We start from the raw sequence: 25585 nt of genomic DNA, 5'->3' as shown, positions 1-25585 counted from the left end.
CGAAGATGCGAGGTCGCCCGGGCGACAATCGCTTAAATACTCTGCAACCGATTCAGGTTACGCTATTGGACTTGCTCGAAAACAACAGGATTCTCCATGACCTCATCTTCGCCCGGACGCCGTGTTGCGATCGTGTTCGGGACCCGGCCCGAAGCGATCAAGATGTTTCCGGTCGTCCATGCGCTACGCGAAACGCCCGGGATCGACGCGCGGCTCTATGTCACTGCCCAACATCGCGAGATGCTCGACCAGGTGCTCGATATCGCCCGGCTGGAACCCGATATCGATCTCGACGTGATGCAGGCGAACCAGTCGCTCGATGGTCTGCTCGCGCGCCTCGTGACGGGACTTGGCGCGACCTTCGATGCCGAAAAGCCCGATCGCGTGCTCGTGCACGGCGATACGTTGACGACGATGGCGGCGACGCTCGCCGCCTATTTCCGCAAGATACCCGTGGGTCACGTCGAGGCGGGGCTGCGCAGCGGCAATATCTATCACCCCTGGCCCGAAGAGGTGAACCGCAAGGTCACCGGTGCGGTCGCTGACCTGCATTTCGCGCCCACCGAGACGGCGGCGGCGGCGCTGCGCGCCGAAAATGTCCCGGCGGACCATATCCATATCACGGGCAACACGGTGATCGACGCCCTGCTCGCAACGACCGCGCGCATTGCCGAGGAACCCGCGCTCGCATCGGGGCTGGACCCGCTGGTCGAGCGCTTTGCCGGCAAGCGGATCATCGCAGTGACGTCGCATCGCCGCGAGAATTTCGGCGACGGTATGAAAGCGATCGCCGACGCCATCGCTGCCATCGCGGCGCGCGACGACGTCGCGGTCGTGTTTCCCGTCCACCCCAATCCGCATGTCCGCGCCGCGATGGAGCCGATCCTCGGCTCTCTCGGCAATGTCGCGCTGATCGACCCGCTCGACTATCCGCATTTCGTCCGCCTGCTCGCCACATCCGAACTGGTGCTGACCGATAGCGGCGGCGTGCAGGAAGAGGCACCCTCGCTGGGCAAGCCGGTGCTCGTCATGCGCGAGACGACCGAGCGCCCCGAAGGCATCGCGGGGGGCACCGCGCGCCTTGTCGGAACCGACAAAGCGCGTATTGTTTCCGAAATTTTCAAGCTTTTGGACGACAAGGACGCTTATTCGGCCATGGCCCGTGCCCATAACCCCTTCGGCGACGGCACGGCGGCAAGACAGATTGCGGAGATAGTTGCGCGTGCCCATTGATACGGAACAGAAGGTCACGGTCCTCGGGCTCGGCTATATCGGCCTGCCGACCGCCGCGCTGATTGCGCGATCCGGCTGCAAGGTCACCGGCATCGACGTCAGCCAGCATGTCGTCGATACGGTCAACAACGGCAAGGTGCATATCGAGGAGGTCGACCTCGACGGGCTCGTCCAGGGCGTCGTCGCGCGCGGCGCGCTCACCGCGTCGATCGCCGTCGTTCCCGCCGATACCTTCGTCATCGCAGTGCCGACGCCGCATGACGAAGAGCATCGCCCCGACATCAGCCACGTCCTGTCGGCCGCGCGCGCGATCGCCCCGCAGCTTCAGGCCGGCAATCTCGTCATTCTCGAATCGACCTCGCCCGTCGGTACGACCGAGAAGGTCGCCGAGCTGATCGCCGAGCTGCGCCCCGACCTCAAAGTCCCGGGCGCCTGCACCGGCGCCGCGGATATCTTTATCGCCTATTGCCCCGAACGCGTGCTGCCGGGCCGCATCCTTGTCGAGCTGGTCGATAACGACCGCTGCATAGGCGGCATCACCCCGCGCTGCGCCCGCCGCGCGATGACTTTCTATCGCCAGTTCGTCCGCGGCGCCTGCGTCACCACCTCGGCGCGCGCCGCCGAAATGGTGAAGCTCGTCGAGAACAGCTACCGCGACGTCAACATCGCCTTCGCCAACGAACTGTCGATGATGGCCGAGCATATGGGCGTCGATGTGTGGGAGGTGATCCGCCTCGCCAACCGTCACCCGCGCGTCAACATCCTGCAGCCCGGGCCCGGCGTCGGCGGCCATTGCATCGCGGTCGACCCGTGGTTCCTCGTCCATGGCGCGCCCGATCACAGCCGCCTGATCCGCACCGCACGCGAGGTCAACCTTGCGAAGACATCGCATGTCATCGGCGCCGCCGAAATGCTCGTCTCGCAGCACCCGCAGGCGCGCGTCGCTTGCCTGGGCCTGGCCTTCAAGCCGAACATCGACGATTTCCGCGAAAGCCCCGCGGTCGAAGTCGCCGCCGCACTTGCCCGCCGCTTCGGCAAGCAGATCCAGATCGTCGAGCCCTATGCGCGCGGCCTGCCGATGGAATTCGCCGGCACCGGCGCCGAACTGATCGATCTCGACAGCGCGCTTGCCGGCTGCGACCTGCTGATCGTGCTCGTCGATCACGATCTCTTCAAATCGATCCCGCTCGAAGAACGCGGCGACAAGATCGTGTATGATACGCGCGGACTGTGGCTCGACCAGCCAAATGGCAACGGCGGTAATCGTTTGCACCGGGCCGCGTGACGCTCTTCGCTTGACGCTCCAGCGGTCCGCCCGCATTTGGGATCGATGCTGACCCGTCTCGAAACCATCGTCGTCGAAAAGCCGTGGGGCCGCACCGATATCCCGGATGTTTTCGGCGATTTCGGTGGCCGCCGTATCGGCGAGATATGGTTTGCCAACCCCGCTGGCGACGACGCGCCGATCATGGTCAAATTTCTCTTCACGTCCGAACGGCTGTCAATCCAGGTCCACCCCGACGATGCTGCGGCGCAGGCCGCGGGCTATCCGCGCGGCAAGGAGGAATGCTGGCTGATCCTCGACGCGCAGCCCGGCGCCGAACTCGGTGTCGGGCTCAATCGCCATAGCAGCCGTCAGGAACTCCACGCCGCCGCCCTCGACGGATCGATCGTCGACATGATCGACTGGCGCCCGTCGAAGACCGACGACTTCGTCTACAACCGCGCGGGCACTATCCACGCGATCGGCCCAGGCCTCACGGTCGTCGAGGTCCAGCAGAATGTCGACTGCACCTATCGTCTCTATGATTATGGCCGCCCGCGCGAACTTCATCTGAGCGAGGGGCTAAAGGTATCGAACCCGGCGCCGGTCCACGATCCGCGCGATACGGTCGTCGATCCGCAAGCAAATCTCATGCTCGTCGACGGGCCCCATTTTCACCTCACCCAGCTCGCGGGCCCCGTCGACCCGGCGATCGCCGAGCAGGCTACAGGTGAGCTGATCTTCGTCCCGCTCTCGGCTGGCTGCCGCGTCGCAGGCGAGGATGTCGCGCTCGGCGAAGCCGTGCTGCTGACCGATCCGCGGGATATCAGGATAGAGGAAGGCGGCCGCGCTCTCCTGACCTGGACCTGAACCGCCTCCCCTTGCGGCGGGCCGACCCATCGCCCATATCCCGGCGCATGACCAATCCCCATGCGCAAAGTGCCGCACCCTGGCACGGAACCACCATCCTTTCCGCCCGCAGTGCAGACAAGGTCGTCGTCATCGGCGACGGTCAGGTCTCGATGGGCCAGACGGTGATGAAACCAAATGCGAAGAAGGTCCGCCGCCTCCACGACGGCAGCGTCATCGGCGGCTTCGCGGGCGCAACCGCCGACGCTTTCACCCTCTTCGAACGGCTTGAAGCCAAGCTCGAACGCCACAACGGCCAACTGCTGCGCGCCGCGGTCGAACTCGCGAAGGACTGGCGCACCGACAAATATCTCCGCAACCTCGAAGCGATGATGATCGTCGCCGACAAGGAGGTGACGCTCGTCATCACCGGCAACGGCGACGTACTCGAACCCAAGGGCGGGATCGCCGCGATCGGGTCGGGCGGCAATTTCGCGCTCTCGGCGGCCCGTGCGCTCGCCGACTATGAAAAAGACCCCGAGGTGCTGGTGCGGAAGGCGATGGAAGTCGCCGCCGACATCTGCGTTTACACGAACGACCAGTTCACCCAAGAAACCATCGAAATCCGGGCATAATCACATGAACAAGGATCTGACTCCCAAGGCGATCGTCGCTGCGCTCGACACGCATATCATCGGCCAGAGCGCCGCCAAGCGCGCCGTGGCCGTGGCGCTCCGCAACCGCTGGCGCCGCCAGCAGCTTGCACCTGATCTGCGCGATGAGGTGAGCCCCAAGAATATCCTGATGATCGGCCCCACGGGGTGCGGCAAGACCGAGATTTCGCGCCGCCTTGCCAAGCTCGCCGACGCGCCCTTCATCAAGGTCGAGGCGACCAAGTTCACCGAGGTCGGTTATGTCGGCCGCGACGTCGAACAGATTGCGCGCGACCTCGTCGAGGAAGCCGTGCGGCTTGAAAAGGACCGCCGCCGCGAAGCCGTGCGCGCCGCCGCCGAGGAAGCCGCGATGGAACGGCTGCTCGACGCGCTCACGGGCAAGGGCGCGAGCGAGGCGACGCGCCAGAGCTTTCGCCAGCGCATCCGCGAAGGCCATCTCGACGACAATGAGGTCGAGATCGAAATCGCCGACGCGCCGTCGATGCCCTTCGACCTCCCCGGCCAGCCCGGCCAGACGAGTATGATCAACCTGTCCGACATGCTCGGCAAGGCGATGGGCGGACTGCCCAAGAAGCGCCGCAAGCTGAAAGTCATCGAGGCCGCAACGCGGTTGATCGAGGAAGAGCAGGACAAACGCCTCGACCAGGACGATGTCGCGCGCGTCGCGCTCGCCGATGCCGAAGCCAATGGCATCGTCTTCCTCGACGAGATCGACAAGATCGCGGTCAGCGATGTGCGCGGCGGCTCGGTGAGCCGCGAGGGCGTACAGCGCGACCTGTTGCCGCTGATCGAGGGTACGACCGTCGCGACCAAATATGGTCCGATGAAGACCGACCATATCCTATTCATCGCCTCGGGCGCGTTCCATGTCGCGAAGCCCAGCGATCTCCTCCCCGAACTGCAGGGCCGCCTGCCGATCCGTGTCGAGCTCGGCGCGCTGACCGAGGAGGATTTCGTCCGTATCCTCAGCGAGACCAAGGCCGGCCTGCCCGAACAATATGTGGCGTTGCTCGGCACCGAGGGCGTAACGCTGAACTTCACCCCCGACGCGATCGCGCGCGTCGCGAAACTAGCGGCGCAGGTGAACGAGAAGGTGGAGAATATCGGCGCGCGACGCCTCCAGACGATCATGGAGCGGCTGGTCGAGGAAATCAGCTTCACCGCCGAGGATGCCCCCGGCACGACGCTCGATATCGACGCCGCCTATGTCGACAGCCAGCTTGCCGACGTTGTCGGCGACACCGACCTCAGCAAATACGTGCTTTAGGGTCGGGATTCAGTTCATTCTCCCGGCTTGGCGATCATTTTGAACGCTTTGGCTAGCCGACACCGATGAGGCGGGAACAAGCGCTGCAAGCAGCCGTTGCCGAAATATCGGGATGCAAACGGAGGGTGATTGGCCCTCCCCATCGGAGAGAGAGAATGAAAAAGCTTCTGAAAATTTTCGCGATTAGCGGCTCGATATTGATCCTGTCCGCTTGCAACACGGTCGAAGGAGCCGGGAAAGACGTTGAATCGGCCGCCGACTGCGCTGATGGCGTCAAAGGTAACTGCTAAGCCGCCAAGTCGGGCGGATAACCTGGAGCGACCCGAAGCGGTCGAGGGAGATGTGACCCCGGCGAAAGCCGGGGCCCATCTTCCGACAGCGCAACTGCGCCCCAGCTTTCGCCGGGGTGAGCATATACGGGCCGCGTCCTTCCCCAAACCGGACTTTCGCGCACACCGCCGCGAAAATCATCCGCCCGCCCGCGCGCATTCCGGAATCCCCTCCACATCAGCGAGCCGTTTACCGAACTTCATTTGACTTTCGCGCGTTCCCAATGCGATGAACGCTCCGACACGGTCAATCTGGGTTGCAACCGACCGGCACGGAGACAGTAATGGCAGAAGAGGAAGCCGCCCCGGAACAGGGCGAGTTGGCGATCACGCGCACCGGCGATCGGCTTCGGCTGGCGCGCGAGGCCGCGGGATTGTCGCTTGCCGATGTTGCGACGCGGACGCGGATCACCCAACGCCATCTCGCCGCAATCGAAAAGTCCGATTTTTCCGAACTGCCGGGGCGCACCTATGTCACCGGTTTCGCGCGGGCCTATGCGCGCGCGATCGACCTGCCCGAGGCCGAGATCGGGGCTGCGGTCCGCCGCGAACTCGAAGAAGACGCATATGGCTCGCGTCCGCTTTACGAAGCCTATGAACCGACCGATCCGGCGCGGCTGCCGACCGCGCGGCTGACCTGGACACTGGTGATCGTCACCTTGCTGCTGGCGTCGGCCTATGGCGTGTGGCGCTTCCTTTCGGTCGAGCCCGACGAGGCACTGATAGCAGCGCAGAACCGCGCCGCCGACGAATCCGAAGCCCCCGAAGGCGATGCCACAACCGCGCCTGCGACTAAGGCGGGGACGCCCGGCGCTGCCGTCGCCGCCAATGCACCGGTCGTGCTGACGGGCTTGTCCGAAGTCTGGATCGGTTTCGACGATGCGCAGGGCAAGACCGAAAACTGGCGGACGCTCGATGCGGGCGAAGCCTATCAGGTGCCGCCGGCCTATGTCGAACAGTTCACCCTGCGCACGAGTATTCCGCAGGCGCTCAGGGTCACCGTCGGCGGCCGTGACGTCGGACCGATCGGCGCTGCCGATACGCTGGTCAAGAACGTCTCGCTAAAGCCCGCCGACCTGATCGCGCGCGCCGAAAGCAGCGGTGCGACGGGCGCGGCGACAACCCCGGCGATGCCGCAGCCCAAGCGCTAAATCGGCAGCCATTCGGGCGAACGGAAACGGCGGCGCGCCGAAATGGGTTTGCGCTGTCCCGCTTTGCCGCGTTATGAGCAGAAAAATAGTTAACTGGTGGGGACCTATCGGTAGATGAGCATGCGTCAAATCACTTTCTTCGGAGCCGCCACGATCGCCCTCGCCGCAGCGATGCCGGCAGCGGCGCAGGACGGCGCTATCGACAAGCGCGTCGAACGGCTCGAAAAGGAAATGCGTGCCGTCCAGCGTTCGGTTTTTCCCGGCGGCAGCCCGACCTTTTTCGAAGGCGAGATCGCGCCCGACAACACGCCCGGTGAACGCGCGCGCAGCAATGCGCCCGTGATCGACCTGACGGCGCGCGTCGACGCGCTTGAGAACCAGCTTCAGACTCTTACCGGCCAGACCGAACAAAATGCCTTCCAGCTCCGCGAGCTCGAAAAGCAGTTCACAGCCTATAAGGCCGAGATGGAAAAGCGGTTTGCTGACCCCGCCGCCGCAGAGCCCACCGCGACGCCGGCCAGCCTCGCGCCGACGGTCAGGCCGCCCGCTACAACGCCGACGACGACAGCTGCGGCGCCCGCCAAGAAGCCAGCGACGACCCCTGCTGCCAAACCGGCGACCTCCGACGCCGCACGGCTGGCACTGGTCAAGAAGGTCGAGGTGCCGGCAAGCGGCAATGAAACCAAGGACGCCTATGATTACGGCTTTCGCCTGTGGGAGGCCAAGCTCTATCCCGAAGCGCAGGCGCAGCTGAAAACCGTCGTCGCGAAATGGCCGAAAAGCAGCCAGGCGAGCTATGCGCAAAATTTGCTCGGCCGCGCCTATCTCGACGAAGGCAAGCCCAGCCTCGCTGCGGTCGCTTTCTATAATAATTACAAGGATCGGCCGAGCGGAGCGCGCGCGCCGCACAGCCTGATGTATATGGGCGTCGCGCTCGACAAGCTCGGCCGCAAGGCGGACGCGTGCAAGGCGTTCCGCGAGCTTGAGGAAGTTTACGGCGACAAGGCGCCGCAGGATGTCCGGACCGATGCAACCGCCGCAAAAGCAAAAGCAGGCTGCTGATCGCGACAGCGCTGGCAGGCTCGCCGGCGACCTCCTCGCGCGCCTCGGTCCCGAATGGCACCGTCTCCACTATGGCGTCGCGGTGTCGGGCGGACCCGACAGCATGGCGTTGCTCTGGCTGATGGCGACCCTGCTGCCCGGACAGGTCTGGGCCGCGACGGTCGATCACGGGCTGCGCAAGGGGTCGGACGAGGAAGCGCGCATGGTCGCGGGCTTTTGCGAGCGCGAGCATATCCCACACTCGACGCTGCGGCCACCGGCGCCGATCAAGGGGTCGCAGCAAGCTGCTGCGCGAACCGAGCGTTATCGCCTCCTCGAACAATGGCGCGAAGCCAATGCGTTGAATCATGTCGTCACGGCACATCACGCCGACGATCAGCTCGAAACGATCGTGATGCGGCTGAACCGCAGCAGCGGCGTCGGCGGCCTTGCCGCCATTCGGGCGAAAAACGGCATGATCCTGCGCCCGTTGCTCGATTGGCGGCGCAGCGACCTCGTCCATCTCGCTCTCGAGAACGACCTGCCTTTCGTCGAGGATCCCTCGAACAGCGACAATCGTTTCGACCGTGCCCGGCTGCGGCACGCGCTGCAATCGCAGACCGCGATCGACCCCGTCGCGGCCGCCAAATCGGCCGTCTGGCTGGCCGAAGCCGATGAAGCGCTCGACTGGGCGGTCGAGCGGCTGATCGCCTCCTGGCCCGATGCGTCGGACGTCGCGGTGATCCGCGACGACGGCTATCCGCCCGAGCTATTCCGCCGCATCGTCGCGCAGCGCCTGCGCGCCAACGCGCCGCAGCTCGTCCTGCGCGGGGCCTCGCTCGACGGCGTGATCGCCGCGATGCAGCAAGGCCGCCGCGCGATGGTCGGCGCGCTGCTGATCGACGCGGTGCGCGGGCTCGAGGGGACGATCTGGCGCATTTCTGCGGCACCGCGCAGGAAAGTGCCAAAAAAGGCCTGATTGCCTCATTGTCATTTAACCGGATTATCCTATCTTGTCGGGGATCAGCTTCGCATATGTGCGCGACGATAGGAAAGATTCCGAATGCAGGACGACAAGGAACCGCAGGGCAACCCCTGGATGAAGAGCGTGATGATCTGGAGCGGCATCCTGCTTGCCATGCTCCTCGTCGCCTCGATGTTCGGCGGCGCGTCGCAGCCGACGGGTAATCCCCTTGCCTATTCCGAGTTCCGCCAGAAGGTCGAGGAAGGCGCCGTCAAGGACGTCGTTCTGTCCGAAGACAAGGTGATTGGCACGCTGTCGAACGGCGACCGGTTCAGCGCGAACGTCGTCCGCGATCCCGAACTGCTCAAGATGCTCAACGACAATGGCGTCAAATATGACGGCAAGCCGACCGAGGTTCCGAATTTCTGGATGTACATGCTCGTCCAGTCGCTGCCCTTCCTGCTGATCCTCGGCATCGCCTTCTTTGTGTTCCGCCAGGTGCAGAAGAACAACGGCTCGGGCGCGATGGGGTTCGGCAAATCGCGCGCGAAGATGCTCACCGAAAAGCAGGGCCGCGTCACCTTCGACGATGTCGCGGGCATCGACGAGGCACGCGAAGAGCTCGAGGAAATCGTCGAGTTCCTGAAGGACCCGACCAAATTCTCGAAGCTCGGCGGCCAGATCCCGAAGGGCGCGCTGCTCGTCGGCTCGCCCGGCACCGGCAAGACGTTGCTTGCCCGCGCGATCGCGGGTGAAGCCGGCGTTCCCTTCTTCACCATTTCGGGTTCGGACTTCGTCGAAATGTTCGTCGGCGTCGGCGCCAGCCGCGTCCGCGACATGTTCGAACAGGCCAAGCGCAATGCCCCGTGCATCGTCTTCATCGATGAAATCGATGCGGTCGGCCGCCATCGCGGCGCCGGCCTCGGCAATGGCAATGACGAGCGCGAGCAGACGCTCAACCAGCTGCTCGTCGAAATGGACGGCTTCGAAGCGAACGAAGGCATCATCATCGTCGCGGCGACCAACCGTCCCGACGTGCTCGATCCCGCACTCCTCCGTCCGGGCCGCTTCGACCGTCAGGTCGTCGTGCCGCGCCCCGACATCGAAGGTCGCCAGAAGATTCTCGAAGTGCACACGCGCAAGAAGCCGCTCGCACCCGACGTCGACCTCCGCCGCATCGCGCGCGGTACGCCGGGTTTCTCGGGCGCCGATCTCGCCAATCTTTGCAACGAAGCGGCGCTGCTTGCCGCGCGCAAGGGCAAGCGCCTGATCGCCTCGAACGAGTTCGAGGAAGCGAAAGACAAGGTCATGATGGGCGCTGAACGCCGCTCGATGGTCATGACCGAGGATGAGAAAAAGGCGACCGCCTATCACGAGGCCGGCCACGCGCTCGTTTCGCTGCACGTCGAGCATAACGATCCACTGCACAAGGTCACGATCATCCCGCGTGGCCGCGCGCTGGGCGTGACGTGGAACCTTCCCGAGCGCGACCGCTATTCGCAGAATATGAAGCAGATGAAGGCACGTCTCGCGCTCTGCTTCGGCGGCCGCATTGCCGAGCAGCTGATCTATGGCAAGGACGAGCTCAACACCGGCGCATCGAACGACATCCAGCAGGCCACCGACATGGCACGCGCCATGGTCATGGAATATGGCATGTCGGAAAAGCTCGGCTGGCTGCGCTATCGCGACAATCAGGACGAGGTATTCCTCGGCCACAGCGTGTCGCGCGCACAGAATATGTCCGAAGAGACCGCCAAGCTGATCGACGCGGAGGTTCGCCGCCTTGTCGAGGAAGGCGAAAAGGTCGCACGCAAGGTGCTCACCGACCACATCGATGAGCTCCACCTGCTCGCCGGCGCGCTTCTCGAATATGAGACGCTGTCGGGCGAAGAAGCGAAGCGCGCAATCAAGGGCGAGGATATCGGCCGCGAGGATGATGCCGACAAGCGCGGCAAGCCCGTTTCGGGCCATGCCGGCGGCATGCCGCAGATCAAGCGCAAGCCGCGTCCGTTCGGCGACGCCAATCCGCAGGGCGCATAGTCCGCACCCAAGCGTCTGATTCAGGGGCTATTCATTGGCTGAGGGCAAGTTGGGTCGCATGACCAAGTGGAAATGCGTACGCATCGCACCGGCCCTCCTCGCCCTGCCGCTGCTCTGCGGCATGGCACCCGGCGATATGAGCGTCGCCGCCTTTCTCGCGCGCGCGGCTTCACTCGAACGGTTGGGCCCGCTCGCGCTCGCGACGCCGCAGGGCAATCAGCTCAAGGGCGAAGTCGTCGCCGCGGGCAAGCGCTACAAGGCGCGGATCGATGCCCAACGCAAGGCGGGGCTGAAAACGACAAGCTGCCCACCCGAAACGGGTACGCTGACCCCCGATCAATGGCTCGCCCATCTGCGGAGCTATCCCGTTGCCGTCCGCAAAACGGTCAGCATCAACTCGGCCTTCGATGCCCTGATGAAGAAACGCTACCCCTGCCCCGCCTGATACGCCATGAGGGTCGTGGACCAAAGGAGACGGCGATGACCGGCAAGATGTGGAAAGCGTTGGCCCTCGCGGCTTTCGTAACGAGCCTACCCGCCGCGGCGCAGGGCAACGGCAATCTCTCGACCAAGGTCGAAGTCGAAAAAACGACCACGGGCCAGGACGGCCAGCCCGGCGGCAAGACCTATGTCACGCCCGATGTCGTCGTTCCGGGCGACCGTGTGCGCATCTCGCTCGCCTTCACCAACAATGGCGCGGAGCCCGCATCGGGGGTCGTCATATCCAACCCGATCCCGTTGGCCCTGCTATTCGACGGCACGGACGATCCGGCAGGATTCGCTGTCTCGATTGACGGCGGCAAGCAATTCTCACCTCTCTCCGACCTGACTGTGCCCGTCGGCGGGGCGGCGCCGCGGGCCGCGACCGCTGCCGACGTTACACATGTCCGCTGGAACTGGACCGACGCGATTGGCCCCGGCCAGACCCGAACGGTCGCCTTTTTCGGCCGCGTCCGCTAGCGCCCCGAAATGACGATCTATTGCGATGAATCGGGCGGTCTCAACGCTGGCGCGATGACCTTTTCGGCGGTGATGCTGACGCCAAAAGCCGCCAGTGAAATCCATGAGCGCTTTCGCGGCGTCACCGGGCTGCGCGGCGAGCTCAAGGGCAGCCGGATCAGCATCGTCGAGCGGGCCTATCTGCTCGAACTGTTCGACCGTGCCGGCGGCCGCGCGTGGGTTGCGGTCGCCGAGCGCGACAAACTGTCGCAAAACCCGGGCGGCACGCTGCCTAGCGACCTCGCGCTTTATGCAGCGTTGCTCAACCTCGCGATCGGGCGCTGGCTTCCCGAAACCGGCGGCGTGTGCACCGACGTCGTGATCGACGACGGTCGTTACGATCCGAAAATTCTCGGGCATGTCCGTGAGGATATTCAGGCCGGCCTTGGCCAGTGGGGGCGCGCGTCGCTTGCCGACAGTCGCCGTAGCGACGGCGTTCAGATCGCCGACGTCATCGCCAACAGCCTGTTCAACATCACCGTCCAGTCGCAACGTGCGCACCGGATTCAGCGTATTCTCGACCCGATGCTCGCTTCCAGGGCGATCCGCATCGCCGAACTGACGCACGTCGGCTGAAACGGAAAGGGCCGCAGTTTCCTGCGGCCCCCTTGGTGATCGATTGCGATCCGCGCTTATTCGAAGTCGCTGCCACCACCTGCCGGGCTGCGCGGCGGCGCCGCGGCGGTGAGGCGAAGCGCTTCGGCCGAACGGCTGATCGAGCTGATTTCATCGGGCGTATCGTCATCGTCGACGACGACCTTCTGCATCGAACCGACGAGCGTTTCCTGCAGATCCTTCGGACGCACGGTCTGTTCGGCGATTTCGCGAAGTGCAACGACGGGGTTCTTGTCGCGGTCGCGGTCGACGGTCAGTTCCGAACCGCCCGAGATTTCGCGAGCGCGGTGCGCCGACAGCAAAACCAGGTCGAAACGGTTGGGGACTTTGTCGACGCAATCCTCGACGGTAACGCGGGCCATGTTGTTTCCTTAAAAATTAGGAGAGGCCAGCCTTTTCAGGGCATGGCGGCAAGCGCTGCGCGCTAGCAGCCTCGCCCCGCGATGTCAATCAAAGCCCTCCCCTTGCGGCGCGCGCCGCCGCCAGCCTATGACCGGGCGATGACCGAAGCCTGCGCCACCGTCGATCTGTCCCAACGGCTGACGGCGGATGTCGCCGGGCACCGGCTGGAGATGATATTCGACGGTAGCGAGCGGCTGACCCGTTTGCTCGACCTGATCAACGGCGCCGCGCACAGCATCGACATCATCATGTATATATTCGAGGGCGACGGCGCCGGCGTGAAGATTCTCGATGCCCTGCTCGTCGCCGCACAACGCGGTGTTCGCGTCCGCGCGGTGATCGACAGTTTCGGGTCGGGCGATACACCCGACGCGCTGTTCGCTCCGCTGCGCGCGGCGGGCGGCAGCGTGACCTTCTTCTCGCGCCGCTGGCGTTCGACCTATCTGATCCGCAATCATCAGAAACTGATCCTGATCGACGAATATATCGCCGTTACCGGCGGATTTAACATCGCGAACGATTATCTGAGCGCGCCGGGCAGCGACTGCTGGTTCGATATCGGAATGATCGTGAAGGGCCCGACCGTCGTTCGCGCAGCGCAATGGTTTGCCGAAATCCACGATTACACGGTGAACGACGACGGAAAGCTGCTGATCCTGCGCCGCCTGATCCGCGAATGGCCGGTCGACGGCGGGGCTGTATCATGGCTCGTAGGCGGCCCGACGCAGCGGCTCTCCCCCTGGGCGCGCGCCGTGCGCTCCGATCTCGAAAGCGCCCGGCAACTCGACATGGCGATGGCCTATTTTTCACCGGGGCAAGGCATGCTTCGCCGGCTTGGCCGCGTCGCCCGGCGCGGGCGCGCACGCTTCGTCATGGCGGGCAAGTCGGACAATCCCGCGACGATCGGCGCGTCGCGCCTCCTCTACGGCTATTTGCTGCGCAAGACTGCGGACGTGTGGGAATATCGGCCCTGCCGGCTGCATATGAAGCTGATCGTCATCGACGATGTCGTCTATATCGGATCGGCCAATTTCGACGTCCGCAGCCTGTTCGTGAACGTCGAAGTGATGGTGCGCATCGTCGACGCGGGCTTTGCCGAAAAGATGCGCAACTTCCTGACGAGCCAGAGGCCCGATTGCGAGGTCATCACGGCGGATTCGCACAAGGCGCGCGGTAACTGGTTGACGCGCATCCGCTGGACGCTCGCCTGGTTCGTCGTCGGCATCGTCGATTATACCGTGTCGCGAAAGCTCAACTTCGGCCTCGGCGACCCCGATCCGGACGTCTAGTCCTTCCAGCCCCAGAACAGGAAACAGGGCGGAACGTTGACCCATTCGAACGCATTGTCGATGCGGTTGAAATGCGCGGCGAGAAAATCGCGCGCGCGGGCACGGAACTGATAGACGAGGAAGGCCCCGCCGGGGCGCAGCACGCGGTGCGTCGCCGCAGCAATCGCGGGACCGACACCGGCGGGCAGCGTGGAGAAAGGCAGGCCCGACAGGACATAGTCGGCCTTTTCGAACCCATGCGCGCGCACGATTTCCTCGACATCGGCCGCCGAGCCGTGGACCGCGATGAAGCGGCTGTCGCGAATATCCTTGCGCAGATAGTCGATGAAATCCTCGTTCGTGTCGATCGCGATCAGGGTCGCGTCGCCCGCCATCCGTTCGAGCACGGGGCGGCAGAAGGTACCGACGCCCGGACCATATTCGACGAACAGCTTGGTGTTCTTCCAGTCGACCGGACGCAGCATGTGGCGGATCAGCGTCGGCGACGAAGGCACGATCGATCCCACCATGACCGGATGCTTGATGAAGCCGCGGACAAACATGCCCCACGGCCCGAAAAAGCGCTTGAGACCCACGCGCAGCCGACGGGCCAGCGGGGCTTTCGTTTCTTGGGCCTGCGCCCGCGGATTGGTCATGTCGGCTTTCGCATTGTTGCAGTCGCACAAGGCGTGGCAAAATCAGCGCGATGGCGCAAGGAAAGAGTCGGTCTTGACTCTGGACAGACCCGCGCTCGCGTGTAGGGAGAGGCTGCGTTACAGACAATGACAAAGGAGGGGCGGACATGGCGACGACATCGCATTCCATCCCCTCGGACCGCATGGCGGTGCTGTTCGCTGTCATGCTGGTGGCGGCTGCGGGCAACACGGCAATGCAGTCGATCCTCCCCGCAATCGGTGCAAAACTGCACATTCCCGACGTCTGGGTCAGCCTGGCGTTCAGCTGGTCGGCGCTATTGTGGGTGCTGACCGCGCCGCACTGGGCGCGCCAGTCGGACAAACGCGGCCGCAAGGCGCTGATGGCGCTCGGCGTTGTCGGCTTTCTGTCCTCGATGGCGCTTTGCGGGCTCGTCCTGTGGGCCGGCCTGAACGGCCTGATCGGCGCAGGCATCACCTTCGTGGCCTTTGCCCTGTTCCGCAGCCTTTATGGCGGGCTGGGCTCGGCCTCGCCGCCTGCCGTTCAGGCCTATGTGGCGTCGCGTACCGACCCTGCCCAGCGTACGCAGGCCTTGTCGCTCGTTTCCTCTTCCTTCGGTCTCGGTACGGTGATCGGGCCGGCCGTCGCGCCCTATTTCATTCTCCCTGTCGTCGGGCTCGCGGGACCCATGTTCGTTTTTGCGCTGATCGGCCTGATCGTCCTCGTCATGCTGCGCTGGCGCCTGCCCAACGACACGCCGCGCTTTGCCGCGCGCGGTGCAATCGCACCCTATCCGCTTTCCGCCGGACCGGCAGAGCCCACCGGCGAAGAAGAGAATGAGCCCGATGCGCCGGCGCAGGAGGTGCTCGGCTGGCGTGACGGGCGCGTGCGCCCCTGGTTGCTCGCCGGCTTTTTCGGCGGTCAGGCGCAAGCGATGATGCTCGGTGTCATCGGCTTCCTGATCCTCGACCGGCTTCATTTGCGACCGACGCCCGAAATCGGCGCCGACATAACCGGAACGGTCCTGATGTCGGGCGCGGTTGCCACATTGCTCGCGCAATGGGGGCTCATCCCGTTGTTCAAGCTCACGCCGCGCTCGACGGTATTGTGGGGCGCCACGCTTGCAGGCGTCGGCATCCTGATGACGGGGCTCGCGCAGGATCAGCATGCGATTACCATCGGCTTCGCCACCGGCTCGCTCGGTTTCGGTCTGTTTCGTCCCGGCTTTACCGCGGGCGCGTCGCTTTCCGTGCCCCGGCGCGATCAGGGCAGCGTCGCCGGCATGACCGCGTCGATCAACGGATCGGCCTATATCGTCTCGCCCGCTATCGGCGTGCTTCTCTACAATTGGCACCCGATGGCGGCTTACAGCCTGATGGCCGGTTTCTGCGGCTGGCTGGTGGTATGGGGCTGGTCCGCCCTGAAGCAGGACCAGCCCGCGACTTAATCCTTGGGTTCCTCATGCTTTCGTTCGCGCGAAGGCTTGAGCATTCCGGGCGCGAAGAAGCCGATCGGGTCGACGCTCATCGCCGCCTGCTTGATCTCGCCTTGGATCTTTTCATAATCCTTCTCCATCGCCTCGGTCACCGAGGCGCGCGTATCCTTCAGCGCGGTTTCGAAATCCTCCATCGTCACCGAATCGCTGTCGAGCGAGCGCTTCAGCGCGGCAAGGCCAGCCCGGCGGGTCAGGTCTTCAAGGTCCGCTCCGGTGAAACGGTCCGACTTTTCCGCGAGTACCGACAAGTCGACGTCGGGAGCCAGCGGCATCTTGCCCGTCTGGATTTCGAGGATGCGCTTGCGCCCTTCGGCATTGGGCACCGAAACATAGATCAACTCGTCGAGCCGCCCCGGGCGCAGCAGCGCGGGGTCGATCAGGTTCGGGCGGTTCGTCGCGCCGATCACCACGACCGACTGCATCTCCTCGATCCCGTCCATCTCGGCGAGGATCGTGTTCACGACGCGCTCGGTCACCTGCGGCTCGCCCGAGGTCCCGCTGCCGCGCGCGGGCACCAGGCTGTCGAGTTCGTCGATGAAGATGATCGTCGGCGCGACGGCACGCGCCCGCGCGAACAGGCGCGCGATTTGCTGCTCGCTCTCGCCATACCATTTGGACAGCAGGTCCGACGATTTGATCGAGATGAAATTGGCGTCGGACTCGCGCGCGGCGGCCTTGGCGAGCAGCGTCTTGCCCGTGCCCGGCGGACCATAGAGCAGGAAGCCCTTCGCGGGGCGAATGTCCAGCCGGCGGAATGCCTCGGGATTCTTTAGCGGCAGCTCGATCCCTTCGATCAGCTTGTCGCGTGCCGCGTCGAGCCCGCCGATGTCGCTCCAGCGCGTTTTCGGCGCCTGCACCATCACTTCGCGCATCGCCGACGGCTGGACACGTTTCAGCGCATTGTTGAAATCCTCGCGCGTGACGCGAAGCTCTTCCAGCACCTCGGGCGGGATCGTCCCCTCCTCGAGATTCAGCTTGGGCATGATCCGGCGCACCGCCTCGATCGCGGCTTCGCGCGTCAGCGCCGCCATATCGGCGCCGACGAACCCGAAAGTCGTCCGCGCCAGTTCGGCAAGATCGACATTGTCGGCGAGCGGCATGCCCCGCGTATGGATACCGAGGATCTCGCGCCGTCCGCTCTCGTCGGGAACGCCGATCACGATCTCGCGATCGAACCGGCCCGGGCGGCGCAGCGCCTCGTCGATCGCATCGGGGCGATTGGTCGCCGCGATCACGACAAGGTTGGTACGCGGTTCGAGCCCGTCCATCAGCGTCAACAGCTGCGCGACGAGCCGTTTTTCGGCCTCACCTTGCACCTGCCCGCGCTTGGGCGCGATCGAATCGATCTCGTCGATGAACAGGATCGAGGGCGCGGCCTTGGTCGCCTGTTCGAACACGTCGCGCAGCCGCTTTTCGGACTCGCCATAGGCGCTGCCCATGATTTCGGGGCCGTTGATCAGGAAGAATTGCGCGTCGCTCTCGTTCGCGACCGCACGCGCCAGCCGCGTCTTTCCCGTGCCCGGCGGACCATGGAGCAGCACACCGCGCGGCGGGTCGACGCCCAGCCGGCGGAACAGTTCGGGATAACGAAGCGGCAATTCGACCATTTCGCGCAGCTGGTCGATCGTCTCGCCGAGCCCGCCCAGATCGTCATAGGTGACGTCCGTGCGGCGCGCGTCCTGCGGCTCCTGATATTCGGGCAGCAGCTCGATTTCGGTATTCTCGTCGATGAAGACGACGCCCTTGGGGCTCGCCGACACGACGAGCAGGCGCACTTCGGCGAGCGCATAGGCCGGGGCGTTGAGCATCTGGCGAAGCTGTGGGGGCATATTGCCCGATTCGAGCCGCTGTTGGCCGGCGGTCGCCACCGTATCGCCCGCAACGACCGGACGACCGAAGAAGCTGCGCTTCAGCGCATTCGCCGATCCCTGCAAGCGCAGATTTTCCTGCGCGGGCGCAAACACCACGCGCGTCGCCGGGCGCGTCTCGACGCGGCTCAGCGCGACCATATCGCCCGCACCGGCGCCGGCGTTGGCGCGCTGGAGGCCATCGAGCCGGATCACTTCCAGCCCTTCGTCCTCGGCATAGGGCGCGACGACGCGCGACGCGGTCTGGCGCTTGCCGCTGATCTGCACGATGTCGCCCTCGGTGACGCCCAGTTCGATCATCGCCGAACGCGGAATACGGGCGATCCCGCCGCCGCTTTCCTCGGCGCGCGAATTCGCGACCTGCAGTTTCACTTCTTTTTCTTTTACCGCTGCGTCGGCCAAAGCGCGTCTCCCTCAAAAAGGTCAGAATGCGAAAGATAGGGTTGTCGTTCCCGATTTGCGACCCCTGCCCGCACGCCAATTTATGCCGCACCGCACAAAATTCTGGTATGTCGGTCATGGCCATGCCATCATCGGCAACCGATATGCCACGCCTTCCTCCGATCAGCAGCATGGAAGCCTTTCTGGAGGTTGCGCGCCACGGCACGGTCAAGGCCGCGGCGATCGAGCTCGGCCTGTCGATGCCCGCGCTATCGCGGCGGATCCAGACGCTCGAACATGCGGTGGGGCGCCCGCTTTTCAATCGTCACCATCATGGCCTCAGCCTGACCGAAACGGGTCGTGCGCTGCACGAACAACTCTCGCCGATCCTCGATGAGCTGCGCACCGTCATCGGCCAGGTCGGAAGCCCCGACGCGTCGCTTCGCCTGCATCTCAACGTCCTGCCGCTCTTTGCACAGCAACGGCTGTTTCCGCGCTTGCCCGAATTGCGGCGCCAGCATCCCGAGCTTCACATCGATATCGACACCATGTCGCATGCCGAGGCGCGGCTGGGCGAAGGGATCGATGCCGCGATCGCCCTCGCGCGGTCGATCGATCCCGCGCTCTACGCGGCACGGCTCGATCAGGACAAGGTGTTCCCCATCGCCTCGCGAACGCTGGTCGACGACAACCGCCCGATCACCGTGCCCGAACAGATGCAGCGGATGACGGTCCTGCTCCACCGCGAAATGCCCGAAACCTTCACCGAATGGAAAAAGGCGATCGGCATGCCCTATCTGGAGCCTGCCGGTATCGACTATTTCGATTCGGGGCCGCTGATGCTCGAAGCCGCGGCGCAGGGCATCGGCGTGGCCTTCATGCACGGCCATCACCTCGACGATGCCAACGACCCGCGGCTCGTCCGCCTCTTCGATTTCGACGTCGACAGCCCGTACAGCTATTGGTTCGTCTGCCGCCCGCGCGCGCTGCGCCAGCCTGCGGTCAAGCTGTTCCACGACTGGTTGCTGGCGGCCAAAATCTGACCGGGCGGCGCTCGCGTGCCGGTTTTGCTCGATCGACGATGGTCGGAGAAAATGGTGCTGCTGGACAGGATTGAACTGTCGACCTCGTCATTACCAATGACGCGCTCTACCACTGAGCTACAGCAGCAACCGGATCGCCCCCAAACGCGGTGTTTGCCGGGCAGGCGCGGCCTATGGCGGGGCGTCTCTCGCCTGTCAAGGTGCGAGGCTTGACGATGGGGCAATTTCATGGGCAAGACCCGCCGCGTGAGCAAGACGCCTTCCCCCGCCGATCTCGAACGCGAACGCCGTCTCGCGGAGGCGCTGCGCGACAATCTGCGCAAGCGCAAGGCGCAGGCGCGCGAGGCAAAGGGCGAAAATCCGGCTAAAGACTGACCGTTACCGTCACCTCATCGCCCTCGACGATCCCTTCCGCCTTGCGCACCGCCGCCTTGATCGGCAACAGCCAGCCGCCGCTTTCCTTGTGCGGGAAGACCGAGGTGGTCCAACTGGTATCGCCGATCGCCGCGCGAACTTTGGCCGACCCGAAGCCCTTGCGCCCGTCGAGCCACTGGCCGCCGATGGCAGCGAGGCGAATCCCGTCGGCGGCCTCACCCGCGATGGTGACGAAGAACCAGGCCGCAGGCGCCGTCGCTGATTGCCAGCGCCAGAGCGGCGTCGTGACGGTGAAATCCTCCAACGCCGCTATTTCGCCACGACCGGACGCACGGGCACCGGGATATTGCAGATGTCGGCGCCGCCCGCGGGCTTGATGAAGAAGGGATCGCGGCGATTCGCGCGGGCGTCGGCGTAGCGCGCGAAACTGTCGCTTTCGGTCGAGAGATATTCGAACCGCGGCTGCTCCGCCGCGGGCAGATCGCTGGCGATGCGGATCGACCCGATCGGCGTCCGTTCGGCTTCGGTTTTGTAGAATCCCAGTTCTTCGGTCCCGCGCGGCAGGCTCGACAGATATTCGATGCCGCTGACGACGCGGCCGACGACCGCGATATTGCGATCGAGATGGCGCGGCGCGTGACCGATCACGGCATATAGCTCGGCGCCGCTCCCGGTATCGGGCGACATGTTACGGCCGACTCCGACCATGCCGTAGCAGTGGACGGGCCAGACATATTTCCCGCGGTCAAATATTTCGTCGGCCTTCGCGTCGCCGGCCATCGCCACCGGCCAGCCTTTCCAGAACATGCCGGCATCCGCGTAGGAATCGTCGCGGATGATGGGGCCTCCCTCGAAGGCTTCGGGACTGAGCCATACCGCTTTGAGGCGCATCGCATTGGTCTTGGGATTCTCCCAATAGGTGATTCCGTCTAACGCCAGCGAATATGCGTCTTCGCTCAGCGCCGCCAATCCCTGCGGCAGCGGCTTCTTCTCGGTCGCATCGCCCCATTGCGCGACATAATTGTCCTGCACGCGGTTGACGCTCGTCCCATCCCACCAATGCGCAGCGGCAAGCTTGCGGACATTGCCGATCCATCCCTGGCTGAATGGCGCCGGCATCAACTGGATGACGACGCGGCGCGGCCTGCTTTTGGCGTCGGGGGCAAGGTCCATCACCAGCAGGTCCGACGGAGCAATAGCGACCCAGTCGCGCGCTGGAGCTGCCGCCGCAATCTCGCCGGGCGAAGGGGGCGGCGTGGCTTCCTGCGCCAAGGCAGGAACGGCGAGCGACAGGACAGCGACGGTCGGGAGCAGATGTTTCATGCCGAATGTCTGCCACGCCCAATCGGCTTGCGAAAGCCCCGCCAAGCGATTAGGGCGCGCGTTCCAGTGCATGCGGAGCGGTGGCCGAGTGGTCGAAGGCGCTCGCCTGGAAAGTGAGTATACGTCAAAAGCGTATCGAGGGTTCGAATCCCTCCCGCTCCGCCATCCCACCCCAATATTGCTCGCGCATCGGCGGCGCCTCAATTCTCCCGCCCGGCCATCCACAATGTCTGCGTGAGCGGCTCGATCAGGTAGGATAGCGCCGTTCGCTTCCGCAGCGGAATCATGACATCGACCGGCAACCCGGCGCGCAGACCGCCGTCCTCCCTGACCTGCCGCAGCTTGGCGAGTTCGCTCGGCGGTACGAGCAGTTCGATCTTGAAAAACCGCATTCCGGTTCGCTCATCCTCGAAACTGTCGGCCGAAATCTTCGAGATCCGCCCCATCAATATCGGCAGGTTGCGTTCCTGCAGCGCGGTAAACCGAACCTGCGTATCCATACCGGGCCGGAGGTCGTCGGCATCGGTCGGCGAGGCTTTGGCCTCAACCACCAGCGCGCGGTCCTGCGGCACGATTTCCATCACCGTCTCGCCCGCCCCGACGACGCCGCCCACGGTGAAGATCTTGAGCCCGACGACACGCCCGCTCGCCGGCGCGCGAACCGTCGATCGCGCCAGTTGCTCGCGGACCGAAACGAGCTTGGGCTGCAGTTCGTCCAGCCGGATCTGGCCTTCGCGCATCTGGGCCGCGACTTCCTCCATCATCTGCTTGTCGAGCGCGACCACCTGCATCCGCGCCTCGCCGATGGCCTCCGAAGAGCGCGCGATGTCGGCGCGATACGATCCATAGGCGCCATCGAGCTCGGCAGCGGTCCGTTCCATGCCGCGCACGCGATTGATCGAGACAAAGCCCTTGGGGAGCAGTTGTCGCAGCCCGTCGAGCTCCTCGCCGATCAGGCGCTGCTGCTCCTTGTTCGATTGCATCTGATAGGCATAGCCGTTGATCTGTTCCGAATGCTGGCGCATCCGCTGCCCCAACACGCCGCGCTGCGTCTGGAGCGAATTGCGCCGCGCCTCGAACAGCAGGCGCTGTCCGCGCAGCGCCTCGGCGGCGAGCGCGCGATCTTCGGGTGCAAAGGCCGCGAACTCGGCGGGCTCGCCGACCGACGACAGCCGGTTCTGTTCGGCGACAAGCCGCGCGCGCTGCGCGAGCAGCGCGATGATCTCGCCGGTCAGGCCGCGTTCGGTCGCCACCAGTTCGGACGCCGAAATCTTGAGCAACGCCTGCCCTTTCGTGACTGTCTGCCCCTCGGCGACATGCAGCGCCGTGACGATGCCGCCGTCGCGGTGCTGGACCGCCTGCCGGTTCCCCGACACGGCGATGACACCCTGCGCATAGGCTCCGGCGTCGAGCGGCGTCTGCGCGGCCCATCCGAGCAAGCCCAGAAAGAACAGCGCGACGATCGCGCCGCCGATGCGCAGTTCGCGGTGGGGCCGGTCGGCGGCATCTTCCCCATTCGGGTCGGTCATCGTCGGGGGTTTCCACATCATGGCGTTCATGGCCGTCCTCCTTCGTTGATGGGGACAACATTCTGTTTCGCGGCGGACTTCTTCAGCGCAGCGAAAATCTCGTCGCGCGGGCCGATCGCGGCCAACGCGCCTTCGGAAAGGACCGCCAGCCTGTCTGCGCCCGCCAGCACCGCAGCGCGGTGCGCAACGATCATGACCGCGGCGCCTTTCAGCTTCGCCGCCGCGATCGCGCGGCTCAGGGCTTCCTCGCCCTCGCTGTCGAGCGCCGAATTGGGCTCGTCGAGGACAAGTATGCTGGGCTTTCCATAAAGCGCGCGTGCCAGCGCGATGCGCTGTGCCTGACCCGCCGACAGCTTGTGGCCACTGCCCTCGATAGTGGTGTCATAGCCCGCGGGCAGGTGCAGGATCAGTTCATGGACGCCGGCCATTCGCGCGGCCTCCACCACCTCGACGTCGATGATCGGCCGCGGAACGCCGCGTTCGCTCGCGAAGCGTGATATATTTTCGCTGATCGTTCCCGGCAGCAAGCCGCAGTCCTGCGGCACATAGCCGATATGCTGCGCGAGCTGCTCATGGTCCCAGTCGGCCATGCTGGCGTCGTCGACGCGGATTTCGCCGAAATCGGGAGGAAGCGCGCCGGCAACGACGCGCGCCAAAGTCGTCTTGCCTGCACCCGACGGACCGATCACGCCCAGCACTTCGCCCGGCGTCAGCTTGAGCGATATATTCTTGAGCAGGATCGCGCTGCCATCGGCCGTGCGAATGACGATGCGATCGAGTTCGACCGCACCTTTGGGATCGGGCAGGGTCGTGCGGGTCGCGGGCTCGGACGCCGCCTGTTCGAACAGTCGGCCCAGCGTCTGCATCGCCTGACGCGACTGGATGATATTCGGCCAGTGCCCCACCAGTTGTTCGACAGGTTGCAGCGCGCGGCTGAGCAGCACCGACGCGGCAATGATCGCACCCACCGATATCTGGCCGTTGATCGCGAGCCATGCCCCGACCCCCAGCGCCAGCGACTGCATGAACATCCGCACGAATTTGACGAGCGAATTGTAGCGGCTACTCGAAAACTGGAGGTCGGCGGATGCGTCGAGCCCCACGCTACGCTGACGGATATGACGCGAGACGAGCGCGCGCCGCATTCCCAGCGACCGCACGACTTCGGCGCGGCGCAGCATCACCTCCTGCGATTCATAGGCCAGCCCGTTCGCCTGATGCGCCTGCTCGGCCTTCGCCTTGCCGCGCTTCTCGTTGGTGATCGCGAGCGTAACGAGGATGAATCCCGCGCCAAGCACGAGCAGGCCGAGCACCGGATGGATGAGGAAGGCGACGAACAGATAGAGCGGTGTCCAGGGGACGTCGAACAAGGCGGTCATCGCCGGGCCGGCCAGCGACTGGCGCAGCGTATCGAATTCGCGCATCGCCTGCTGGGTCGACGGATCGCCGGGAAGCGCGCGCGACCGGGCAAGCAACTTGTCGAGTATCTCGCCCGCCAACAGCCGGTTGAGCCGGAGCGACGCGCGGGTCATCAGCCGCATTCGCATCGCATCGAGCGCAGACAAGGTCGCAATGGCGATCCCGACGATGATGGTGATGAACAACAATGTCAGGGCACCGTTGGTCGGGACCACCCGGTCGTAGACCTGCATCATATAGATGGTCGGCGCGAGATACAGGATGTTGATCAGCGCGCTGAAGATTGCCGCGAGCGCGAAGTGAGTCCGGCAGGCCCGGACGGCTCCCGCCAGCGCCGGTGGCACCGGCATCCAGAACAAACGCATGCGATACTCCCCCTTGTAAACGTCAGTCTGAAAAAGTGGCGCCGGGACGGGGGGACTCCCGGCGCCGAGCTTGGCTGGGGGGTTCCCGGCGCCATGCTCTTTACGCGAACATATAATCCCATGAATTCTCGAGGACGTGGCGTCCGAGGTCGTGGATGTCGGCATCGAAGCGGATCCCGTGCCCGGTACCGGCAGCGGATGCCGGGCCGGCGAAGCCGCTCCCGTTGACGACATCCTGCGCGCGAAGGTCGCCGAGCACCTGATCGTCGCCGCCGCCCGAGTTGAACACGAGCCGGTGCGCCGAGGTGAGTCCCGAGATATCGACCGTCTCGTCGCCTACGCCGCCGTTCACGGTGATCGTGTTGAAGTTCAGGCTGGTCGGATTGAAGTCGCCGATCACCTGGATGGTATCGCCGCCATCGCCGCCCGATCCACCGGGTGCGACGCCGCCGGGCGACGACACGTTGAGCGCGTTGACGTTGATCTCCTCGACATTGTCGAGTTCGGCGATCACCTGCCCGTTGCGCGTCACGACGATTTCGGTCCCTGCCGAGAGCGAGAGGCCCGCGATCGCGCCTTCGGCCGCCGCCCGGCTGTAGATGACGAACGCCTCCGCCCCGGCCGAACCGTTGAGCTGATAGGTGTCCATCCCGTCGCCGCCGTCGATGATCGCACGGCCGCCCGCCGCACCCGTCTGGACGATCAGGTCGTCGCCGCCGAGGCCGAGCAACCTGTCGTTGCCGCCGCCGCCGTTCAACGTGTTCGCACCGGCATTGCCATAGATCGTATTGGCCAATGCGTTGCCGGTGAGGTTGATCGCCGCTGTCCCGCCATGATTGTCGGTCGAGACCACTTCGACATGCGCGCCGGCGCCAAGCTGGTAGCTCGCGCTCGCGAACACCCGGTCGAGCGTGCCTTCGCTCGCGCCTTCGACGACCTGATCGCCGGCATTGTCGACATAGTGCCAGTCGTCGCCCGCACCGCCGGTGGTCACATCGACCCCCGTACCGCCGAACAGGCGATCGTTGCCGCCG

General features: G+C 64.8%; 25 protein-coding genes and 2 tRNA genes. 18 read left to right on the top strand and 9 right to left on the bottom strand.

Annotated features, from left to right (window positions below):
- The first annotated feature begins 96 nt into the window (after positions 1-96).
- The 13 genes from wecB to VGU00_RS14975 all read left to right on the top strand — a co-directional run bounded on the left by wecB (position 97) and on the right by VGU00_RS14975 (position 12390).
- A complete protein-coding gene (wecB, locus tag VGU00_RS15035) occupies positions 97-1233 on the top strand; it encodes a non-hydrolyzing UDP-N-acetylglucosamine 2-epimerase (protein WP_327469915.1) in 1137 nt (378 codons plus the stop codon).
- The gene (wecC, locus tag VGU00_RS15030) at positions 1223-2518 is read left to right on the top strand and encodes a UDP-N-acetyl-D-mannosamine dehydrogenase (protein ID WP_327469913.1); all 1296 of its coding nucleotides are present in this window, start codon (positions 1223-1225) and stop codon (positions 2516-2518) included. Before wecB ends, wecC begins: the two co-directional genes overlap by 11 nt.
- A 45-nt stretch (positions 2519-2563) precedes the next feature.
- Entirely contained in the window at positions 2564-3367 is an 804-nt protein-coding gene (locus tag VGU00_RS15025; protein WP_327469911.1) for a class I mannose-6-phosphate isomerase, read from the top strand.
- A gap of 47 nt (positions 3368-3414) precedes the next feature.
- Positions 3415-3981 (top strand): ATP-dependent protease subunit HslV, encoded by a 567-nt coding sequence (gene hslV, locus VGU00_RS15020; protein ID WP_327469909.1) that lies wholly within the window; start codon positions 3415-3417, stop codon positions 3979-3981.
- A gap of 4 nt (positions 3982-3985) precedes the next feature.
- Positions 3986-5287, top strand: a complete 1302-nt coding sequence (hslU, locus tag VGU00_RS15015; protein ID WP_327469907.1) for an ATP-dependent protease ATPase subunit HslU — start codon at positions 3986-3988, stop codon at positions 5285-5287.
- Positions 5288-5442: 155 nt separating this feature from the next.
- Positions 5443-5577 carry an entericidin EcnA/B family protein gene (locus VGU00_RS15010; protein ID WP_327469905.1) on the top strand — a complete coding sequence of 45 codons (135 nt, stop codon included), beginning with the start codon at positions 5443-5445 and terminating at the stop codon, positions 5575-5577.
- Between the two features lie 323 nt (positions 5578-5900).
- Positions 5901-6767 (top strand): helix-turn-helix domain-containing protein, encoded by an 867-nt coding sequence (locus VGU00_RS15005; protein WP_327469903.1) that lies wholly within the window; start codon positions 5901-5903, stop codon positions 6765-6767.
- 114 nt (positions 6768-6881) lie between these two features.
- A complete protein-coding gene (locus tag VGU00_RS15000; RefSeq protein ID WP_327469901.1) occupies positions 6882-7829 on the top strand; it encodes a tetratricopeptide repeat protein in 948 nt (315 codons plus the stop codon).
- Positions 7783-8787, top strand: a complete 1005-nt coding sequence (gene tilS / locus VGU00_RS14995; RefSeq protein WP_327469899.1) for a tRNA lysidine(34) synthetase TilS — start codon at positions 7783-7785, stop codon at positions 8785-8787. Before VGU00_RS15000 ends, tilS begins: the two co-directional genes overlap by 47 nt.
- Positions 8788-8871: 84 nt before the next feature.
- Positions 8872-10815, top strand: a complete 1944-nt coding sequence (gene ftsH / locus VGU00_RS14990) for an ATP-dependent zinc metalloprotease FtsH (protein ID WP_327469897.1) — start codon at positions 8872-8874, stop codon at positions 10813-10815.
- A 58-nt stretch (positions 10816-10873) separates the two neighbouring features.
- Positions 10874-11260, top strand: coding sequence for a hypothetical protein (locus VGU00_RS14985; RefSeq protein ID WP_327469895.1), 387 nt, complete (start codon positions 10874-10876; stop codon positions 11258-11260).
- Positions 11261-11295: 35 nt separating this feature from the next.
- On the top strand, positions 11296-11775 hold the full coding sequence (locus VGU00_RS14980) for a hypothetical protein (RefSeq protein ID WP_327469893.1): 480 nt from the start codon (positions 11296-11298) through the stop codon (positions 11773-11775).
- 9 nt (positions 11776-11784) lie between these two features.
- Entirely contained in the window at positions 11785-12390 is a 606-nt protein-coding gene (locus tag VGU00_RS14975; protein WP_327469891.1) for a DUF3800 domain-containing protein, read from the top strand.
- A 56-nt stretch (positions 12391-12446) separates the two neighbouring features.
- Here VGU00_RS14975 and rpoZ read toward each other — a convergent pair whose 3' ends face one another.
- Positions 12447-12791: a DNA-directed RNA polymerase subunit omega gene (rpoZ, locus tag VGU00_RS14970; RefSeq protein ID WP_327469889.1), complete on the bottom strand. Its 345-nt coding sequence runs from the start codon at positions 12789-12791 to the stop codon at positions 12447-12449.
- A gap of 138 nt (positions 12792-12929) precedes the next feature.
- Here rpoZ and VGU00_RS14965 point away from each other — a divergent pair, with 138 nt between their 5' ends.
- Positions 12930-14120, top strand: a complete 1191-nt coding sequence (locus tag VGU00_RS14965) for a phosphatidylserine/phosphatidylglycerophosphate/cardiolipin synthase family protein (RefSeq protein WP_327469887.1) — start codon at positions 12930-12932, stop codon at positions 14118-14120.
- On the opposite strand, the gene VGU00_RS14960 is transcribed toward VGU00_RS14965, so the two are convergent.
- On the bottom strand, positions 14117-14755 hold the full coding sequence (locus VGU00_RS14960; protein ID WP_327469885.1) for a class I SAM-dependent methyltransferase: 639 nt from the start codon (positions 14753-14755) through the stop codon (positions 14117-14119). The two genes, VGU00_RS14965 and VGU00_RS14960, sit on opposite strands and share 4 nt — an antisense overlap.
- A gap of 146 nt (positions 14756-14901) precedes the next feature.
- On the opposite strand from VGU00_RS14960, the gene VGU00_RS14955 reads away from it, so the two are divergent.
- Positions 14902-16200, top strand: coding sequence for an MFS transporter (locus VGU00_RS14955; RefSeq protein WP_327469883.1), 1299 nt, complete (start codon positions 14902-14904; stop codon positions 16198-16200).
- Here VGU00_RS14955 and VGU00_RS14950 read toward each other — a convergent pair.
- Positions 16197-18518 carry a CDC48 family AAA ATPase gene (locus VGU00_RS14950; RefSeq protein ID WP_327469881.1) on the bottom strand — a complete coding sequence of 774 codons (2322 nt, stop codon included), beginning with the start codon at positions 18516-18518 and terminating at the stop codon, positions 16197-16199. The two genes, VGU00_RS14955 and VGU00_RS14950, sit on opposite strands and share 4 nt — an antisense overlap.
- 143 nt (positions 18519-18661) lie before the next feature.
- On the opposite strand from VGU00_RS14950, the gene VGU00_RS14945 reads away from it, so the two are divergent.
- Entirely contained in the window at positions 18662-19540 is an 879-nt protein-coding gene (locus tag VGU00_RS14945) for a LysR substrate-binding domain-containing protein (protein WP_327469879.1), read from the top strand.
- A 52-nt stretch (positions 19541-19592) separates the two neighbouring features.
- On the opposite strand, the gene VGU00_RS14940 is transcribed toward VGU00_RS14945, so the two are convergent.
- A tRNA-Thr gene (locus VGU00_RS14940) sits at positions 19593-19667 on the bottom strand.
- Between the two features lie 101 nt (positions 19668-19768).
- On the opposite strand from VGU00_RS14940, the gene VGU00_RS14935 reads away from it, so the two are divergent.
- Positions 19769-19915: a hypothetical protein gene (locus VGU00_RS14935; RefSeq protein ID WP_327469878.1), complete on the top strand. Its 147-nt coding sequence runs from the start codon at positions 19769-19771 to the stop codon at positions 19913-19915.
- Here VGU00_RS14935 and VGU00_RS14930 read toward each other — a convergent pair.
- Positions 19905-20219, bottom strand: a complete 315-nt coding sequence (locus VGU00_RS14930; protein WP_327469876.1) for a DUF1905 domain-containing protein — start codon at positions 20217-20219, stop codon at positions 19905-19907. The genes VGU00_RS14935 and VGU00_RS14930 overlap by 11 nt on opposite strands.
- Positions 20220-20224: 5 nt before the next feature.
- Entirely contained in the window at positions 20225-21238 is a 1014-nt protein-coding gene (locus VGU00_RS14925) for a peptidylprolyl isomerase (protein WP_327469874.1), read from the bottom strand.
- A 74-nt stretch (positions 21239-21312) separates the two neighbouring features.
- Here VGU00_RS14925 and VGU00_RS14920 point away from each other — a divergent pair.
- A tRNA-Ser gene (locus tag VGU00_RS14920) sits at positions 21313-21403 on the top strand.
- Between the two features lie 35 nt (positions 21404-21438).
- Here the strand turns inward: VGU00_RS14920 and VGU00_RS14915 are convergent.
- The 3 genes from VGU00_RS14915 to VGU00_RS14905 form a co-directional block, all read right to left on the bottom strand.
- Positions 21439-22797, bottom strand: a complete 1359-nt coding sequence (locus VGU00_RS14915; RefSeq protein WP_327469872.1) for an HlyD family type I secretion periplasmic adaptor subunit — start codon at positions 22795-22797, stop codon at positions 21439-21441.
- Positions 22794-24551 carry a type I secretion system permease/ATPase gene (locus tag VGU00_RS14910; RefSeq protein ID WP_327469870.1) on the bottom strand — a complete coding sequence of 586 codons (1758 nt, stop codon included), beginning with the start codon at positions 24549-24551 and terminating at the stop codon, positions 22794-22796. Before VGU00_RS14910 ends, VGU00_RS14915 begins: the two co-directional genes overlap by 4 nt.
- A 100-nt stretch (positions 24552-24651) precedes the next feature.
- A partial coding sequence (locus VGU00_RS14905; RefSeq protein ID WP_414713547.1) for a calcium-binding protein occupies positions 24652-25585 on the bottom strand: 934 nt, incomplete at its 5' end.

Origin of the sequence: Sphingopyxis sp. (assembly GCF_035944815.1) — a bacterium.
Classification (GTDB): domain Bacteria; phylum Pseudomonadota; class Alphaproteobacteria; order Sphingomonadales; family Sphingomonadaceae; genus Sphingopyxis.
This window is presented reverse-complemented; position numbering and strand designations above follow the sequence as displayed.

Excerpts from the sequence above, each read along its gene's own strand:
- wecB (WP_327469915.1), top strand. The coding sequence starts at position 97 with ATGACCTCATCTTCGCCCGGACGCCGTGTTGCGATCGTGTTCGGGACC.
- VGU00_RS15025 (WP_327469911.1), top strand. The coding sequence starts at position 2,564 with ATGCTGACCCGTCTCGAAACCATCGTCGTCGAAAAGCCGTGGGGCCGC.
- hslV (WP_327469909.1), top strand. The coding sequence starts at position 3,415 with ATGACCAATCCCCATGCGCAAAGTGCCGCACCCTGGCACGGAACCACC.
- hslU (WP_327469907.1), top strand. The coding sequence starts at position 3,986 with ATGAACAAGGATCTGACTCCCAAGGCGATCGTCGCTGCGCTCGACACG.
- VGU00_RS15010 (WP_327469905.1), top strand. The coding sequence starts at position 5,443 with ATGAAAAAGCTTCTGAAAATTTTCGCGATTAGCGGCTCGATATTGATC.
- VGU00_RS15005 (WP_327469903.1), top strand. The coding sequence starts at position 5,901 with ATGGCAGAAGAGGAAGCCGCCCCGGAACAGGGCGAGTTGGCGATCACG.
- VGU00_RS15000 (WP_327469901.1), top strand. The coding sequence starts at position 6,882 with ATGAGCATGCGTCAAATCACTTTCTTCGGAGCCGCCACGATCGCCCTC.
- tilS (WP_327469899.1), top strand. The coding sequence starts at position 7,783 with ATGTCCGGACCGATGCAACCGCCGCAAAAGCAAAAGCAGGCTGCTGAT.
- ftsH (WP_327469897.1), top strand. The coding sequence starts at position 8,872 with ATGCAGGACGACAAGGAACCGCAGGGCAACCCCTGGATGAAGAGCGTG.
- VGU00_RS14985 (WP_327469895.1), top strand. The coding sequence starts at position 10,874 with ATGACCAAGTGGAAATGCGTACGCATCGCACCGGCCCTCCTCGCCCTG.
- VGU00_RS14980 (WP_327469893.1), top strand. The coding sequence starts at position 11,296 with ATGACCGGCAAGATGTGGAAAGCGTTGGCCCTCGCGGCTTTCGTAACG.
- VGU00_RS14975 (WP_327469891.1), top strand. The coding sequence starts at position 11,785 with ATGACGATCTATTGCGATGAATCGGGCGGTCTCAACGCTGGCGCGATG.
- rpoZ (WP_327469889.1), bottom strand. The coding sequence starts at position 12,791 with ATGGCCCGCGTTACCGTCGAGGATTGCGTCGACAAAGTCCCCAACCGT.
- VGU00_RS14965 (WP_327469887.1), top strand. The coding sequence starts at position 12,930 with ATGACCGAAGCCTGCGCCACCGTCGATCTGTCCCAACGGCTGACGGCG.
- VGU00_RS14960 (WP_327469885.1), bottom strand. The coding sequence starts at position 14,755 with ATGACCAATCCGCGGGCGCAGGCCCAAGAAACGAAAGCCCCGCTGGCC.
- VGU00_RS14955 (WP_327469883.1), top strand. The coding sequence starts at position 14,902 with ATGGCGACGACATCGCATTCCATCCCCTCGGACCGCATGGCGGTGCTG.
- VGU00_RS14945 (WP_327469879.1), top strand. The coding sequence starts at position 18,662 with ATGCCACGCCTTCCTCCGATCAGCAGCATGGAAGCCTTTCTGGAGGTT.
- VGU00_RS14935 (WP_327469878.1), top strand. The coding sequence starts at position 19,769 with ATGGGCAAGACCCGCCGCGTGAGCAAGACGCCTTCCCCCGCCGATCTC.
- VGU00_RS14925 (WP_327469874.1), bottom strand. The coding sequence starts at position 21,238 with ATGAAACATCTGCTCCCGACCGTCGCTGTCCTGTCGCTCGCCGTTCCT.
- VGU00_RS14915 (WP_327469872.1), bottom strand. The coding sequence starts at position 22,797 with ATGAACGCCATGATGTGGAAACCCCCGACGATGACCGACCCGAATGGG.
- VGU00_RS14910 (WP_327469870.1), bottom strand. The coding sequence starts at position 24,551 with ATGCGTTTGTTCTGGATGCCGGTGCCACCGGCGCTGGCGGGAGCCGTC.